A 16176-nucleotide genomic window follows, 5' to 3' on the forward strand; every position below is an offset into this window, starting at 1 on the left:
CCCCCCCCCCCCCCCCCCCCCCCCCCCCCCCCGGATCGGTCCGCGCGCAGGCCGGTCCGGCGGCACGGAGGCACACGCCGTCACCGCGCCCCCGGGGCGCCCCTGGGCGGCGGGCGCGGGCGCGGGCCGCCGCTCCCGACCGCCCCGCCCTCGCCGCACACGGCCCGGAACCCGGTGTCGGGGGATGCGCACCGGAGTCGTGCCGTCGGACGGGAAACGCCCCGTCAGGCGGCAGGCGCCCGCCGGTCCGGCCGAGTCGGCGATGTCATGCCCGGCCGGTCGACGCCGCGGGAGGACGCCGGGCCAGCACCAGCCGCGCCCGCGGACTGCCGTCCCGGCGGTCGCCGAACTCCGGAAGGGGCCGCAACTCCACGCGGAAGCCGACGTCCTCGAGTGCGCGGCGGACATCGCCGAGCCGGAACGCCCGGTAGTACATGACGAACGGGGGTCTCCACACGGCGTTGCGCACCCGCATGGCCGCGTCGAAGCCCAGCAGCATCCAGTACAGGGGCGCGGTCGGGCGGGGCGGGGCGAGCACCGGGAAGGCGAAGCCGCCCCCGGGACGCAGAACCGAGTGGACCTGGGCGAACAGCCCGGGGAGTTCCCGCGGAAGGAAGTGGCCGAACGCGCCGAAGCTCACCACCAGATCGAAGACGGGCGCGAACGGCAGCGCCCGTGCATCGGCGCGCACCCAGGTCGGGCGAGGCCCGCGCCCGGTCCTGCGTGCACGGGCCTCGGCGAGCATCCCGGCGCTGAAGTCGACGCCGGTCACGCCGGACCGGCACACCCGGGCCAGCACGTCCGTGCCGGCGCCGGTCCCGCAGCACAGGTCGAGGCCCTTCTCGTACGGTCCGGTCCGGATCAGCGCCGCGGCGACGGCGTCCAGCACGGCGTCCGGGGTGCGGAAGGGGGTGTGGTCGAACTTGGGGGCGAGCAGGTCGTAGCCGTGCTCGACGGAGGACAGGGCCTGTACGGCCAGCTCGCGCAGGGTGGGACCGTCGGGGCCGAACATCCGCCTCACCTCTGCGGAACGCGGCGGGAGAGGACGGCCAGCACCCGCTCGCACCAGCGGAGGTTCTCCTCCTCGAAGGCGATGCCGCCCATCAGGGTGAGGTAGGGGCCGATCCGGTCGGCCTCGCGCAGGTAGTCCTCCTCGGTGCGGCCGTCGAGAAGGCGGGCGCGGACCCGCCGGTACCGGTCGAGCCTGCCCTGCGCCCAGCCCATCCGCTCCTCGATCAGCGCGCGGGTCGCCGCGGGGTCGGCGCCGTCCATGGCCTGGATCTTGATGAGGAGCTCGTCGCGGAGCGCGGCCGGCCGCCGGGGCGGCTCGGCGGCGAACCCGCGCAGCTCGGCCCGGCCCGCCTCGGTGAGGGTGAACATCCGCTTGTTCGGACGCCGTTGCTGCTGGACGACGCGCGCCTCGATCAGCCCTTGCCGTGCCAGGCGCTCCAGTTCGCGGTAGAGCTGCTGCGGGGTGGCCGGCCAGAAGTTGGCGAGGGAGACGTCGAAGATCTTCGACAGCTCGTAGCCGGAGGCCTCGCCCTCCAGCAGAGCCGCCAGGACGGCGTACTTCAGCGACATGTGGACACCGTAGCAGCAGGTGATTATTCTCATCGGCACCTACTCAACTATTTGAATACGAGGTGATCCGATGCGCGCGTTCCGTGAGGCGGTGCTGTCCGGCGATCTCGACGCCGTGGAGGCGCTGCTGGCCGAGGACGTCGTCTTCACCAGCCCGGTCGTCTTCGCGCCGTACTCGGGCAAGGCGATCACCGCGGCGATCCTCCGGGAGGTCGCGCAGGTGATGGAGGACTTCCGCTACGAGCGGGAACTGGCCGGGGCGGACGGCCGCGACCACGCGCTCGTGTTCGCGGCCCGGGTGGGGGACCGGGAGATCAGCGGCTGCGACTTCCTCCATCTCGACGAGGAGGGACTCGTCGACGAGATGACGGTGATGGTGCGTCCGCTGTCGGCCGCTCAGGCGCTCGCGGCGGCCATGGGTGCACGGTTCGACCGGATCGCCGCCGAGGCGCAGAAGCGCCGGGCCTGAGCCGGGACCCCCGCCCGCCCCGCCCCGGGCGGAACGCGGACCCGATCGGGAGCGGGAGCGTCCGGGCACGGGACGCCTGCCGGCGTGGAACGCCCGCGGACGCTGCGGGCCTGCGGGTGCGAGACGCCCGCCGGCGTGGGGCGCCCGCCGGCGCGTGAAACGTGCGGCCGCTGCCCGACGGGAGGGGTCGACGTCGCCTCCGGTGGCGGGAACCGGTGAAGCACGGAGCGCCGCCCCGGCACCGATTCCGCGACGGCGCGGCGCCGGCCGCCGAGCGGCACCGATGGAACCCGGTCGGTTCACGGCCACTCCCCGCACCCCCACCGCGATGAAACCGGCGGGCACCGGGGGAAGTTGCACGAGCTGCAACGGAACACGCACCGTGCCGGCTGCGCGGCCGCCGGGACCCGCACCCCCGCCCCGCGGCACGCCGAGCGATACCCGCAGCCGGCCCGGTGCGATCCGACGCGTGCGATCCCGACCCGTGCTACGCTGCCGACTGCACCTGTGCACGCCCCGTCGCGGGCGTTGGTGCGGATCTCGCTCCGGTTCGTCCTGCGGACTGCACGACCACCGGCTCCGCGGACACGGACACCGTTTCGTCTGCGCAGGCACTCCCCGCCGAGATCGCGTGTTCGGATTCTTCTCGTTCCACCGACGCGCCAGCCGCATGACGGCCGGCGACCCGGTTTCCCGCTGCCTCCTCACACGGTGACGCATCGCAGTCCCGCAGGAGGCCGCCTTCCCGCCGCGGGCAGGCGCGTTCCCGCGCCGTCGGCTCCACAGCGGCCGCACCCTCCCAAACCCCGCCCCTCCCACCGTCCGCCGAAAGGACCGCCCCCATGACCACGACAGTCGAACATCCCCCGGCAGCAGCTCCCTCCGTCCCCCGGCTCGTCACCGGGGTCCTCGACATCGGCGGCAGCGGCAAGGCGCACCTGCGCACCGCCGGCCTGTTGCCCTCGGCCGCGGACCCGCAGGTACCGCAGGCGCTGATCCGGCGGTTCGGACTGCGCACCGGCGACCTCGTCGAAGGCGTGGCCGGCGGCCGGCAGGGCCTCACGGACGTGGCCCGGGTGGAGGGTCGCGCACCCGAGGGGCTGCGCGACCGACCGCACTTCCGCGACCTGACACCGGTGCACCCGCGCGAGCGGCTCCGTCTGGACCACCCCGCGGCGGGTCTGACCGGCCGCCTCACCGACCTGTTCGCCCCCGTGGGCAAGGGGCAGCGCGGACTGATCGTGGCACCGCCGAAGACCGGCAAGACCGTGCTGCTCCAGCAGTTCGCGGCCGCCGTCGCCGCACGGCACCCCGAGTGCCGGCTGATGGTGCTGCTGCTCGACGAGCGCCCCGAGGAGGTCACCGACATGCGGCGCTCGGTGCGCGGCGAGGTGTACGCGTCCACCTTCGACCGGTCGCCCCGCGGACACATCGCGCTCGCCGAACTCGTCGTCGAGCGGGCCAGGCGACTCGTCGAACGCGGCGAGGACGTCGTCATCCTGCTGGACTCCCTGACGCGGCTGTGCCGGGCCCACAACCACGCGGCGAGCGGCGGCGGCCGCACCCTCAGCGGAGGCGTGGACGCGTCCGCGCTGCTCGGCCCGAAGAAGCTGTTCGGGGCCGCCCGCGCGGCCGAGGAGGGCGGCTCGCTGACCCTGCTGGCCACCGCGCTCGTCGACACCGGCTCCCGCGCCGACGACCTGTTCTTCGAGGAGTTGAAGAGCACCGGCAACATGGAGTTGCGCCTCGACCGGGCCCTCGCCGCGCGTCGTGTGTTCCCCGCGGTCGACCTCGACGCCTCCGGCACCCGCCGCGAGGAACTGCTCCTCGATCCGCAGGTGTCGGCGGCCGTGCGCGGCCTTCGCCGCGCCCTGCGGGCCGGTGACGGCCGGGCCGATCTGGAGGCGCTGCTGGAGCGGCTGCGCGCCACCCCCGACAACGCCGCCTTCCTGCGCCTGATCCGGCCGGCGCCGCCCCGGCGGTGAGGCGCACCGCACGCGGGGCCTGCGGCATCCGGGTGTACACGACGGGCCGTCGGCCGGGTCGGCTCGGCGTACCGCAGACCCGTTTCTAGGTTGATCATATGACTATCGGTTTGATTTCCCGGGCTGTGCGGTCCGGCTGCACGCTGTGCGTGACCGGTGTCCTGGCGCTGTCCCCCGCGGCGGCGTCCGCCGCCGGAAGGACGCACACCGCACCGAGCCGACCCGCGGCCGACCGGCCGCGCCCCCAGCTGCTCCACGGCTCCGGCACCCAGGTGCGGCCGCGCACCGGAGCCCCGCGGGTCCCGCACGTGTCCGCGCTGTCCTGGCTGGTCGCCGACGCCGGCACCGGCGACGTGCTCGCCGCCCACCGGCCGCACCGCGAACTGCCCCCGGCCAGCACCCTCAAGACCCTGTTCGCGCTCACCGTGCTGCCCACCCTGCCCGCCGGCCTGCGGCACACCGTCAAGCCCGCGGAACTCGAGGGCATCGGCCCGGGCAGCAGCCTGGTCGGTGTGGTCGAGAACCAGACCTACCGGGTCGCCGACCTGTGGCGCGGGGTCTTCCTCGACTCCGGCAACGACGCCGTCCACGTCCTGGCCGCCCTGGCCGGCGGCTGGCGGGCCACGGCAAAGCACATGCAGGCCAAGGCCCGCGCGCTGGGCGCGCTCGACACCCACGTGGTCTCCCCCGACGGCTACGACGCCCCCGGTCAGGTGTCCTCGGCGTACGACCTGGCCGTGTTCGGGCGCGCCGGGCTGCGCAACACGGACTTCGCCCGGTACTGCCGCACGGCCACCGCCCGCTTCCCCGGCCGGGGAAGCGACTCGTTCGGCATCCAGAACACCAACCGGCTGCTGACCGGCGCCGACGGCGTGGACAAGTACCCCGGACTGCTCGGCGTCAAGAACGGCTACACCAGCAACGCGGGCAACACTCTGATCGCCGCGGCACGCCGGGACGGCCGCACCCTGCTGGTGACGGTGATGAACCCGCAGTCGGGCGGCGGATTCGAGGTCTACGAGGAAGCCCGCGAACTGCTGGACTGGGGGTTCGCGGCCTCCGGGAAGGTCGATCCGGTGGGGTCGCTGCCCGCGCACGACCAGGCAGTGCCGGCCGGGCCCGCGGGGGCGCCCGTCGCCGCGTCCCTGCCGTCGTCCCGCAGCCGCTGGGCGGACGCGGTCGACGGACTCGGCTGGTCCGGGGCGGCCGCGATCGCCGGGACGGCCGTACTGGGGGCCGCCGCCGTGGCGCTCGTACTGCGCGGGAAGCTCTCCGACGCGGGGAGCTGACGGACCGGCAGCCCCAGCAGCAGGCCGAGCGCGACCCAGGCGTACGCGTTGCCGCCGAGGAAGCCGGACACGCCGGAGGCGTCGTCGACCCACAGCCACACGACGCTGCTGCACAGCACCGCGTACAGAGCCGCGGCCGTCCGGGGGCGACCGGCGTGCAGCAGCACACCGAAGGACGGCAGCAGCCAGACCAGGTGGTGCACCCAGGTGACCGGGCTGACCAGGCAGGCCGCCGCTCCCGTGAGGGCGAAGGCGGCCCGCCAGTCACCGGCCGCCGCGGCACCGCGCGCCCGCCGGGCCCACACGCACAGCACCAGCAGTGCCACCACGGCCCACACCGCGCGGTGCGGCTCGCCCGACCGGGCGAGGACGCCCAGCAGGGACTGGTTGGAGACGTAGTCGAGGCGGCCCACTCGGCTGGTGTCCCGCACCGCCTCCGTCCAGTAGAAGCGGGACGCGTCCGGGAGCAGCACAGCGGCCAGCCCCGTCGCTGCGGCCGCGACCGCCGCGGCGACGGCGGCGGCCCGGAAGCGGCGGGCGAGCAGCAGCAGCACGATGAACAGCGCGGGTGTCAGCTTGATCGCCGCGGCCAGGCCGATCCCCGCGCCCGCCGCGCGGCCCCGGCCGGTTGCGAGCAGCCGGCCGTCGGCGAGCACGAGCGCCAGCAGGAGCAGGTTGACCTGCCCGAAGCTGACCGTGTCCCGCAGCGGCTCGAACAGGGCGAGCAGACACACCGTCAGGGCGCCGCCGTACCAGCCGTAGCGGCGCCAGGCCCGGCCGGTCAGCACCCGCACCACCGCGGCCAGTGCCACGGCGTCCAGCAGCAGGGCGCCGGCGACCGCGGCCGGCCAGCGGAGCAGCGCCATCGGCAGCATGGCGACGGCGGCGAAGGGCGGATAGGTGAAGCCGTAGCCGGTGCCGGGCACCCGGTAGTCGTAGAGGCGGCCGCCGTGGTGGACCCAACTGCCGACCGCACCGTAGTAGACGCGCAGGTCGAACCAGTCGCGCAGCAGCGGCACGGTCGCGGTGAAGACGGCCACGGCGGAGCCGAGCGCGACGACCAGCAGCAGGCGGCCGCGGTCGGTGCGCGGCGCGCGGGGGTGGGCGGTCCTCACGCCGCCGGCCCCCAGACCGGGGTCCGGTACACCTGGTGCGCCTGCCAGAGCACCACCAGGGCGAGCGCACCGCCGGAGACGGCGAGCACCAGGTGCCCGCGGTCGGCCGGACCGCCGCCGGGCAGCACGGCGAGGGCGAGCACCCCCGCCACGGCCGCACCGCGGTGGCGCGCCCCCGCGCTGGGTGCGGCGGCGGCGATCAGGAACAGCCCCCACAGCGCGTACCAGGGGCGGATCGCCGGGCCGAGCGCGGCGACCGCGGCCAGGCTGAGCCCGAGCGCGTAGACCGGCCGCAGGTGCAGCCGCCGCCACAGGCCGAGCAGGAGCGCGGCGGTCAGTGCCAGGCCGGCCAGGTGCCAGGCGGGCACGGCGAGTGGCGCCAGATCGCTGCCGACCCGGATGAGCAGCGCGGCGGTCACCCGGCCGAGCAGGCTGGTCGGGGCCCAGTTGCCCGGGGAGACGGGGGTGTCCAGGGCGCGTACCCAGCCGTATCCCGTCCCGGCCACCAGGGTCGCGGCGACCGTGGTGCCGGCGGCCGTCGCTCCGGTGGTCAACGCGGCTCGCAGCGGGCTGCGGCCCGACCGGACCTGGAGGACGAGGACCGCGGCCAGGCCCAGTGCCGCAGGTGCCTTCACCAGTGCGGCGAGCGTGACGAGGACGGCCGCGGGCAGCGGCCGGCCGCCGAGGGCTGCGACCAGGCCCAGTCCGAGCAGGCCGAGCATCAGGGCGTCGTTGTGGGCGCCCGCGACCAGATGCAGCAGGACCAGCGGGTTCAGGGCGCCGAGCCAGAGCGCGGCGGAGGGTTCGCCGCCGCTGCGCCGGGCGAGCGGGGGCAGTACGGCGGCCATCAGCGCCAGGCCGAGCAGGGCCAGCAGCCGCATGCCGAGCAGCCCCGCGGGCAGTTCGCCGCGGGTGAGCGCGCTGAGCTCGGAGGCGGCGGCCAGGAACACCGGGCCGTAGGGGGCCGCGGTGTGCCGCCACACCGGGGCCACCTGCTCTGCGAGCGGCCCGCCGAGCAGGGCGGGGCCGTGGGTGTACACGTCCAGATGGGCGTCGACCATGGCGCCCTGTGCGAGGTAGCTGTAGACGTCGCGGCTGAACAGCGGCGGTGCCAGGAGCAGCGGGGCCGCCCAGGCGGCCAGCACCCGCAGCAGGGCGCGCGGGCTGGGCGGGCCGGCGCCGTGCACGAGCCGGCCGAGCGACGCCCAGGCCGCGATCAGCAGGACGACGCCGAAGTAGGCGCCGACCAGACCGACTGCGGCGCGGGCGGAGGAAGGCGCCGGGATGTCGCGCACCGGGAGCGCGCCGGCGCTCTCCCCGCCGAGCGCGAGGAAGGCGGTGCCGGCCAGGCCGAGAAGCTGGCAGCGGCGCAGCGGGACAGGGGATGCCGTGGCCAACACTCGCTCAGCCTGGTGTCCTTCGGTGGCCGTGAGGCGACGTGCCGCTTCCCGGCCGGCGGCCCGTACGTGACCGGCGGGTGAGCGCGGCCGGTCCCGGAGGACCGGGGGCCGACCACACGCCGGGTGGGGTGCCGCCGGCGGCCCCGGCGGCACGCGCCGGCGGCCCCGGCGGCACGCGCCGGGGGCGCCGGGGGCGCACCCGCCGGGCGGGCTCCGGCCGTTGCGGCCGGGATACGGGGGACGGGTCGCGTGCGGCAGGATGCGGGCGGGCTGGACCCCGTGAGGCCGGCCGCGCGGCCGCACGAGGCGTCGCGGGTGCCCGCGAACGGGGATCAGAAGACCGACAGGCCGGTCAGCGTGGTGAAACGGTCCAGGGCCGCCACGCCGGCCACCGAGTTGCCGCGCTCGTCCAGGCCGGGGCTCCACACGCACAGCGTGCACCGGCCCGGCACGACGGCGATGATGCCGCCGCCGACGCCGCTCTTGCCCGGCAGGCCGACGCGGTGGGCGAACTCCCCGGCCGCGTCGTACGTGCCGCAGGTCAGCATCACCGCGTTGACCTGCTTGGCCTGGCTGCGGGTCAGCAGCCGGCTGCCGTCGGCGCGGATGCCGTGCCGGGCCAGGAAACCGGTCGCGCGGGCCAGGTCGGCGCAGGAGGCGCTGACCGAGCACTGGCGGAAGTACTGTTCGAGCAGCTCCGGCACCGGATTGTCGATGTTGCCGTACGACGACATGAAGTGGCCGAGGGCGGCGTTGCGGTCGCCGTGCGCGGTCTCCGAGGCGGCGACGTCCTCGTCGAAGCCGAGCCCGGGGTTGCCGCTCTCGGCACGCAGGAAGGCGAGCAGCTCACCGGCCGCGTCACCGGTGCGGGTGTGCAGGCGGTCAGTAACCACCAGGGCACCGGCGTTGATGAACGGGTTGCGCGGGATGCCGCTCTCGTACTCCAGCTGGACCAGGGAGTTGAACGGGTTGCCGGAGGGTTCGCGGCCCACGTGGTCCCACAGGTCGTCGCCCTCGCGAGCCAGGTCGAGGGCGAGTGTGAAGACCTTGGTGATCGACTGGGCGGAGAACGGTTCGCGCCAGTCCCCCACGCCGTACACGGTGCCGTCCGGCTCGGCCACGGCCATGCCGAAGCGGCGGGGGTCGCAGGCCGCGAGTGCCGGGATGTAGTCCGCGGGGCGGCCGCGGCCCGGGGTGCGTTCGACTTCGCCGGCGATGCGGTCGAGGACGGACTGGAACTGCGGAGCCATGATCGCCATCATGCCGCACGGCCGTGCGGGCGCGCGCGGCGGGCCGGGCGCCCGCGCGCCGGCGCCCCGGGCTTCCTCCCGCCGGGTGCGGTGACGCCGCCGATCAGGCGTGACACGGGCCGCCGCCCGCGTGCTCACCTGCCCGGACGCGGTCCGGGACGGCAGGCTGTGCTCCGAGGAGTCCGACGGATCGCGCCCGCTCGGTGCCCGGTCCGTCCCAGGGGCGAGGAGAGATGTCGCGCCAACGGAACGCATGCACGTCGCTCACCGGTCGACAGCGGCGAGCAGGGGACGCCGGCCGGCCCCTGCTCGCACGGGGTCCGCGCGTAGGCGCCGCGGCCGCCCTGTGCGCGGCGGCGCTGCTGCTGGCGGGGTGCCGGATGCCCGCCCCGCACGTGCCGGTGCGCGACAACGCGCAGGGCGGACGGACGTTCTACGTCAGCCCGGACGGCGACGACCGTGCCGGCGGCCGCACACCGGAGACCGCCTGGCGCACCCTCACCCACGCCGACTCGATGCGGTTCCGTCCCGGTGACGTGCTCAGGCTGCGGGGCGGCGCCCGCTTCCCGGGGACTTTCAGCATCGGCGCCGGGGACGCCGGCGACGCCGGCAAGCCCGTGGTCGTCGAGTCGTACGGGACCGGCCGTGCGACGATCGCGGCGTCCGGCACGCGCGGCATCGAGGTGCACGACACCGGCGGGGTGACCGTCCGCAACCTGATCGTCACCGGGGACGCCGAGTCCTACCGCGAGCAGGACGGGATCGCGTTCGTGAGCGATCTGAGGGCGGCCCCGCCGACGGCGGCACCGGGAAGCGGAGGCCGCTCCCGGCGCCGCGCTGCGCCGTCCACCCGCCGTGGCTAGGGTGGTGAGGGAGAGCACAGCGCCGGAACACGCCGTCGGCGGGTCCGCGACCGACGGTGGAACGGATGGCCAGCCATGACCGCATCGACCGATACCCCCCGCCTGGACGGCTCCTTCCGGCAGCGCGTCCCGGGCCGGGACGCCAGGACCGCACGCGAGGCCGCCGACCACGCGGTCGCCCGGCACAGCGTGACGATCGGCCTGTGCGGAGCACGCGTCGAACTCCCTCCGCCGGAGCAGCTCGCCTTCCTCGCGGGCGTCGGCGCACTGGCCGCGTTCGAGATCATCGAGTGGCCGGTGGCGCTGGTCCTGGGAGTCGGACACCAGCTCGCCCACAGCCATCACGGTCGGATGCTGCGCGAGTTCGGCGAGGCCCTCGAAGAGGCCTGACGGCGCCCGCCCGACCCCCGAGGCTGAACCTGGCCGCTCCCCCCGTGTCCTGCGCAGCGCGGGCCCCGGGGCCGTGGTTACTTGAGGACATGCCCCTGCGAGTGCGCACCCTTGTCCTCCCGGCCTCCCAGCGCCGCTCGCTCAAAGAGCTGACACAGGAGCTGGACCTGTCCTTCGGGGACACCCGGTCCAAGCGCTCGGCCTTCTGGACGATGCTGACGCTTTCGTCGGTCATCGCGGCCGGCGGCGTGCTCACCGACTCGACGGCCACCGTGATCGGCGCCATGATCATCGCACCGCTGTCGACGCCGATCATGGGCATCGCACTGGGATCGGTGCAACGCCGGCGCACCGGATCGGCCAAGGTCGTGCTGGCCGCGTGCACGCTGGTGGTCCTGGTCGGGTTGGTGTTCTCCCTGGCACTCCCGGCGAACTACGACCTGCTCTCCAACAGCCAGATCGCGTCGAGGACGTCGCCGGGGCTGATGGACCTGATCGCGGCGCTGGCGACCGGCTTCGCCGGCGCGGTGGCGCTGGCCCGCCGGGACGTCGCCGCCGTACTGCCCGGCGTCGCGATCGCCATCTCCCTCGTCCCTCCCCTGGTGGTGACCGGGGTGTGCGCGGGCCGCCTGTCGGGGTGGCTCGCGCTGGGCGCCCTGGTCCTCTTCGTGTCCAACCTGTTCGCGCTGGTCTTCGGCGGCATGGTGGTCTTCGCCGCCCTCAGTTACGACACGCAGGAGGAAGCGGCCGCCGGACGGCCCGCGCGCCGCACCTTCGCCGCCATGGTCGTCCTGTTCGTCGTGGTGTTCGTGCCGCTGGCGGCCAACACCGCGCTGACCCTCCTGATCAACACCTGGACCGCGCGCACCAAGACCGCGGCGGAGGAGTGGCTGGCCGACACTCCGGGCGCGTCCGTCACCAGTGTCGACGTCGCGTCGCGGACGATCCAGGTGCACGTCCGCGTCCGCGTCCCCGGGGACATCCCACCGACTCAGGGGCTGCTCGACCGCCTCCAGGGGCAGGTCCCGGACGGCGTGCCGATCGTGGTGGACACGATGCGCGGCCAGCGCTTCGACGTCGGCAGCGTGGGGAACTGACGGCCGGTCGCGCACCGGGCTCACGTCGGACGGCCGGGGACGGACGACCGGGGTTCCCGCCGCACGGGCGAGGGCGGACCGTCAGGGTTCCCGCTGCACGACGCTCAGCGCCCAGATGACGAAGGCGTACAGAGCGATCAGGACGATCGACCACACGGGGTAGTACGGGATCGACAGGAAGTTGGCGATCACCAGCAGTCCGGCGATGGCGATGCCGACGACGCGGGCCCACAGCGCGCGCGTGAACAGGCCGGCACTGACCGCCATGGCGATCACTCCGAGGACCAGCTGGATCCAGCCCCAGCTGGTCAGGTCGAACTTGAAGATGTAGTTGGGGGTGGCGACGTAGATGTTGTCGTCGGCGATCGCCATGATGCCCCGGAAGAGATCCAGGATTCCGGCGATGAACAGCATGACGGCGGCGAACGTCACCAGTCCGCCCGCCGCCCCCTCGCTCGTGCGGCGCTGGTTGCTCGTGATCGTGGTCATGGTCGCTTCCTCACTCCCCCGGCGGGCACTCGGCCCGCCGGTGAGACCTCTCCTGGTCGGCGGACCGTGCCGCCACCGGCGCGGTGGCGTCCCGCACCCGCTCCCCGAGGATGCGCGGCCGTCACCGGCAGGTGATCACCCGTAGCGGGTGAGATCGCGTCCCGGCGGGTCGGCCACCCCGCGGCGGGTGGAGGCGGCGAGGGGGCGGGCCCGCGGCGGGCCGCGCGCTCTCCCCGGCGAGGACGCCGCACGCCCCGACCCGCGCACTCACTTCCGTGGCGCGGCCGCTCGCGCGCCCCCGCAGGGTCCCGTCCGCCGCGCATCGCGAGGGACGGTCGGCCGAGCCGGAGTCTTCCGTCACCCGCACCGGGTGAGGCGCCGCCGGTCGCCCCGGGCCATCGTGGGGGCGACGTACGGTCTGCGCCGGGCACGGGAGCCGCGTCGGGCGTGAGGAGGAGAATGCCATGGCCAAGCCCTTCAGAGGAAAAGTCGCCCTGGACATCCGTGACGCGCAACCGGACTGGGCGCCCTTCCTCCCACCGGAGGCACCCGAGAACGCCCCGAACGTGCTGTTCGTCGTGTGGGACGACGTCGGTTACGGGACGATGGACTGCTTCGGCGGTCCGGTGCGGACACCGACGATGTCGCGGATCGCCGACATGGGCCTGCGCTACTCGAACTTCCACACGACGGCCCTGTGTTCGCCGACCAGGGCCTCCCTGCTGACCGGCCGGAACGCCACGTCGAACGGGATGGCGACGGTCGCGGAGTTCAGCGCCGGATTCCCCGGCATCTCCACGCACATCCCGTTCGAGAACGGATTCCTCTCCGAGGTCCTGGGCGAGCGCGGCTACAACACGTACTGCGTCGGCAAATGGCACCTGACTCCCGGCGATGAGACGAACATGGCCGCGTACAAGGGGCGCTGGCCCCTGGGACGCGGCTTCGAGCGCTTCTACGGCTTCCTCGGCGGCGAGTCGAGCTGCTGGTACCCGGATCTGATCCACGACAACCACCCGGTGGCGCCGCCGGCCACCCCCGAGCAGGGCTACCACATCGCCAAGGACTTCTCGGACCAGGCGATCCGGTTCATCCGGGACGCCAAGGCCGTCCGGCCCGAGAAGCCCTTCTTCATGTACCTCTCCCTCGACGCGGCGCACGCCCCGCACCACGTCTTCAAGGAGTGGGCGGACCGGTACCGGGGCGTCTTCGACGAGGGGTACGAGGCGATCCGGCCCCGAATCCTGCGCCGGCAGAAGGAACTCGGCCTGCTGCCGGAGGACACCGAGCTCTCCCCGATCAACCCGCACGGCGAGCCCGCGGTGACCGGTCCGGACGGCCAACTGTGGCCGATGCTGGACAGCGTCCGGCCCTGGGCCGACCTGAGCGACGACGACCGGCGGCTGTTCGTCCGGATGGCCGAGGTGTTCGCCGGATACGTCTCGTACAGCGACGAACAGCTCGGCCGGGTCATCGACTTCCTGGAGGCCTCCGGCGAACTCGACAACACGATCATCGTCGCCGTCTCCGACAACGGCGCGAGCGGCGAGGGCGGACCGAACGGGACGTTCAACGAGTGGCGCTTCTTCAACGGGCTCAACACGCCGACCGCGCTGTCGCTCGAGCACATCGACGAACTCGGCGGCCCGTCGTCGTACAACCACTACAACACCGGCTGGGCCTGGGCGCTGGACACGCCGTTCCCGTACTGGAAGCGCTGGGCCGGCTACGAGGGCGGCGTCGCCGACATGTGCCTGGTCGCCTGGCCGGCCGGAATCGAGGCCCGCGGCGAGGTGCGGGAGCAGTACGTCCACGCGGTGGACGTCGTCCCCACGGTCTACGAACTGCTCGGCATCGAACCGCCCGAGACGCTGAACGGCTACCCGCAGACACCGCTGGAGGGCGAGAGCTTCCGCGCCTCGCTCACCGATCCCGCGGCGCCGGGGCGGCGCACCCAGTTCTACACGATGCTCGGACAGCGCTCCCTCTACCACGAGGGGTGGCTGGCCTGCACGGTCCACCCGCCGCTGAGCGGCTGGGGCGACTTCAGCCACGACGTGTGGGAGTTGTACGACCTGACCTCGGACCGGGCCCAGTGCCACGACCTCGCCGCACGGGAGCCGGCCCGGCTGGAGACCCTCAAGGCCCTCTGGTACTACTACGCGGGCATCTACAACGGCCTGCCCCTGGACGACCGCACCGCACTGGAGCAGGTGCTGGCCGACCGCCCGCACGGCTCGCCGGACCGCGACCGCTACGTCTACTACCCCGACTCCGCGGCGGTGCCCGAGCAGTCCGGGGTGGTCACCAGCGGCCGGTCGTACACCATCGCCGCCGGGGTGGACGTCGACTCGACCGACGCGGCGGGCGTGCTCTACGCCCACGGAGGCGTGGCCGGCGGCCACAGCCTCTACGTCAAGGACCACCGCCTGCACTACGCGTACAACTGGGTGGGAAGCGACCTCCAGGTCGTTGACGGCGACCGGGAGATCCCACCGGGCAAGCACCTGCTCGCCGCCGAGTTCGCGGCCGCCGGCCGCAGCACCGACGAGGCCAGGCCCGGCGCTGTCGGCACCCTCACCCTCTACGTGGACGACCAGGCGGTGGGCAGCCACGACATCGTCACGCAGCCCGGAAACTTCTGCATCGTCGGAGACGGGATCTGCGTGGGCCGGGACGACGCGTCTCCGGTCACACCCGACTACGAGGGGCCGTTCCCGTTCACCGGAGGCACCATCGACAAGGTCGTCGTCGACGTCTCCGGTGAACGCTACGTCGATCACGAGGCGCAGGTACGCGGCTGGTTCATGGTCGACTGACGGGTGATCGGCGGAGTGGTGACCGGCTGAGGGGCGCAGGTGGGGCCGGGCGGCAGCCGGCCCGGGTGGCATTGGGGGTGGGGCCCGGGTCGGTGACCGGCGCTCGGCCCGTAATGGCGACCGGGGCCCCGGGGCGGTGTCCGGAGCGCGGTCGTGCGGGCTGGATGTCCGTCGGTGCCGTGGCGGCGCGGGGTGACCGTGCCGCCCGGGCTGGTCGCGGCGCGGGGTGTCCCCTGCCGCCGGGGCGGGTCGCGGCGCGGGGTGGCCCCTGCCGCCCGCCCGGACGTGCATCGGACGTCCGACCGGGGACGCGGTCGCCGCGGCACCGCTCCGCCGGGTGCCGGGCGCGTTCGGCGGGCCGCGGGGAGGCTCAGCCGCCGGTCGGTGGAGTACCGGGGTCGAGTGCGGGCACCGGTCGGACACGGCCCACGGGGCGCCCGCCGCCCAGGAGCGGCTCGCCGGCGAAGGCGGTGAGCCGGGCCGGGTCGACGCCGGCCCGGACGAGCGCGGCCGCGGAGACCGGCACGCGGGCCCGGTCCGCCCCGTCGGCGATCTTCACGGCGATGGCCCGGCCGTCGGGCAGCGCCGCGACCTGCACACCCTCGAAGCCGTCCTTGGCGAGCAGGCCGGGCACGGCCCGCATCAGACCGGCCACGTCCCGGCCCGTCCCCGAGGCGGTCTCGGGATACCGGCGCATCGCGTCGGCCACCCGGGCCTCCGGCGTGCCGGGGGCCGCGGTGGTGATCCGGGCGGTCGCCCGGGCGAGGCCGTGCAGGGAGACCGAGAACAGCGGCGCACCGCAGCCGTCGACGGTGACGCGGGCGACCCGCTGGCCGGTCAGTTCCTCGACGGTCCCGGCGATGGTCTTCTGCAGCGGGTGGCCAGGATCGAGGTAGTCCTCCAGGGACCAGCCGTTGAGCCTGCACGTGTACAGCATGGCCGCGTGCTTGCCGGAGCAGTTCTGGGCGAGCCGGGAGGGCGGACGGCCCGCCCTGGTCCATCCGTCCCGCACGGCCGCGCCGAACGGCAGGTCCGGGACGTTGCGCAGGGCTTCCTCGGCCAGGCCGGCCTGTTCGAGGATGCGCCGGGTGCCGGCCAGGTGGCACTCCTCACCGGAGTGGCTGGCGGCGGCGAGCGACAGCAGTTCCCCGTCGAGCGGCAGCCCGGCCCGCACCATGGCGACGGCCTGGACGGGCTTGAGCGCCGAGCGGGGGTAGCACGCCACCTCGATGTCCCCGAGGTGGAAGTCGACCGCGCCGCCCGCGCCGAGGACGACGACGGAACCGTGGTGGACGCCTTCGACCAGCTCCGCGCGGACGACGTGGGCGACGGGGACGTGGGCGGGTTCGCGGACGGGGGGTGCGGCCGCGGAAGAGGTACTGGTCATCACTGCCTGGTCACTGTCGGGAGGGTGGGACCGCGGGCGCGG

General features: G+C 74.5%; 13 protein-coding genes and 1 pseudogene. 7 read left to right on the forward strand and 7 right to left on the reverse strand.

All coding sequences use genetic code 11. From position 1 onward, the window contains the following. Window positions 1-265: 265 nt before the first annotated feature. Window positions 266-1012 carry a class I SAM-dependent methyltransferase gene (locus ACL02U_RS27080; RefSeq protein ID WP_412793578.1) on the reverse strand — a complete coding sequence of 249 codons (747 nt, stop codon included), beginning with the start codon at window positions 1010-1012 and terminating at the stop codon, window positions 266-268. A 5-nt stretch (window positions 1013-1017) separates the two neighbouring features. After that, a complete protein-coding gene (locus ACL02U_RS27085; RefSeq protein ID WP_412793617.1) occupies window positions 1018-1581 on the reverse strand; it encodes a PadR family transcriptional regulator in 564 nt (187 codons plus the stop codon). A 70-nt stretch (window positions 1582-1651) separates the two neighbouring features. Between ACL02U_RS27085 and ACL02U_RS27090 the strand changes: the two genes are divergently transcribed. The 3 genes and pseudogenes from ACL02U_RS27090 to ACL02U_RS27100 form a co-directional block, all read left to right on the forward strand. Further along, window positions 1652-2050, forward strand: a complete 399-nt coding sequence (locus tag ACL02U_RS27090) for a nuclear transport factor 2 family protein (RefSeq protein WP_412793579.1) — start codon at window positions 1652-1654, stop codon at window positions 2048-2050. Between the two features lie 842 nt (window positions 2051-2892). After that, window positions 2893-4035 (forward strand): transcription termination factor Rho, encoded by a 1143-nt coding sequence (rho, locus tag ACL02U_RS27095; RefSeq protein WP_412793580.1) that lies wholly within the window; start codon window positions 2893-2895, stop codon window positions 4033-4035. 98 nt (window positions 4036-4133) lie between these two features. Next, window positions 4134-4967, forward strand: a pseudogene (locus ACL02U_RS27100) (D-alanyl-D-alanine carboxypeptidase family protein); the annotation flags it as partial. Window positions 4968-5050: 83 nt separating this feature from the next. Here the strand turns inward: ACL02U_RS27100 and ACL02U_RS27105 are convergent. The 3 genes from ACL02U_RS27105 to ACL02U_RS27115 form a co-directional block, all read right to left on the reverse strand. Further along, complete coding sequence (locus ACL02U_RS27105; protein WP_412793581.1) at window positions 5051-6439, reverse strand: glycosyltransferase 87 family protein; 1389 nt, start codon at window positions 6437-6439, stop codon at window positions 5051-5053. Further along, window positions 6436-7836: a polyprenol phosphomannose-dependent alpha 1,6 mannosyltransferase MptB gene (mptB, locus tag ACL02U_RS27110; protein WP_412793618.1), complete on the reverse strand. Its 1401-nt coding sequence runs from the start codon at window positions 7834-7836 to the stop codon at window positions 6436-6438. Before mptB ends, ACL02U_RS27105 begins: the two co-directional genes overlap by 4 nt. 335 nt (window positions 7837-8171) lie before the next feature. After that, window positions 8172-9101 (reverse strand): glutaminase, encoded by a 930-nt coding sequence (locus ACL02U_RS27115; protein WP_412793582.1) that lies wholly within the window; start codon window positions 9099-9101, stop codon window positions 8172-8174. Between the two features lie 221 nt (window positions 9102-9322). Here ACL02U_RS27115 and ACL02U_RS27120 point away from each other — a divergent pair, with 221 nt between their 5' ends. From ACL02U_RS27120 to ACL02U_RS27130, 3 genes are all read left to right on the forward strand, one after another. After that, window positions 9323-9952, forward strand: coding sequence for a hypothetical protein (locus ACL02U_RS27120; RefSeq protein ID WP_412793583.1), 630 nt, complete (start codon window positions 9323-9325; stop codon window positions 9950-9952). A gap of 75 nt (window positions 9953-10027) precedes the next feature. Continuing rightward, complete coding sequence (locus tag ACL02U_RS27125; protein ID WP_412793584.1) at window positions 10028-10342, forward strand: hypothetical protein; 315 nt, start codon at window positions 10028-10030, stop codon at window positions 10340-10342. Between the two features lie 89 nt (window positions 10343-10431). Next, on the forward strand, window positions 10432-11439 hold the full coding sequence (locus ACL02U_RS27130) for a TIGR00341 family protein (RefSeq protein ID WP_412793585.1): 1008 nt from the start codon (window positions 10432-10434) through the stop codon (window positions 11437-11439). An 81-nt stretch (window positions 11440-11520) separates the two neighbouring features. On the opposite strand, the gene ACL02U_RS27135 is transcribed toward ACL02U_RS27130, so the two are convergent. Then, window positions 11521-11928: a hypothetical protein gene (locus ACL02U_RS27135; RefSeq protein ID WP_412793586.1), complete on the reverse strand. Its 408-nt coding sequence runs from the start codon at window positions 11926-11928 to the stop codon at window positions 11521-11523. Window positions 11929-12392: 464 nt separating this feature from the next. Between ACL02U_RS27135 and ACL02U_RS27140 the strand changes: the two genes are divergently transcribed. Continuing rightward, window positions 12393-14747 (forward strand): sulfatase-like hydrolase/transferase, encoded by a 2355-nt coding sequence (locus tag ACL02U_RS27140; RefSeq protein WP_412793587.1) that lies wholly within the window; start codon window positions 12393-12395, stop codon window positions 14745-14747. A 370-nt stretch (window positions 14748-15117) separates the two neighbouring features. Here the strand turns inward: ACL02U_RS27140 and ACL02U_RS27145 are convergent, their stop codons facing one another. Further along, entirely contained in the window at window positions 15118-16134 is a 1017-nt protein-coding gene (locus tag ACL02U_RS27145) for an asparaginase (RefSeq protein WP_412793588.1), read from the reverse strand. Window positions 16135-16176: the final 42 nt, after the last annotated feature.

It is taken from the genome of Streptomyces sp. MS06, from assembly GCF_047200655.1.
Classification (GTDB): Bacteria; Actinomycetota; Actinomycetes; order Streptomycetales; family Streptomycetaceae; genus Streptomyces.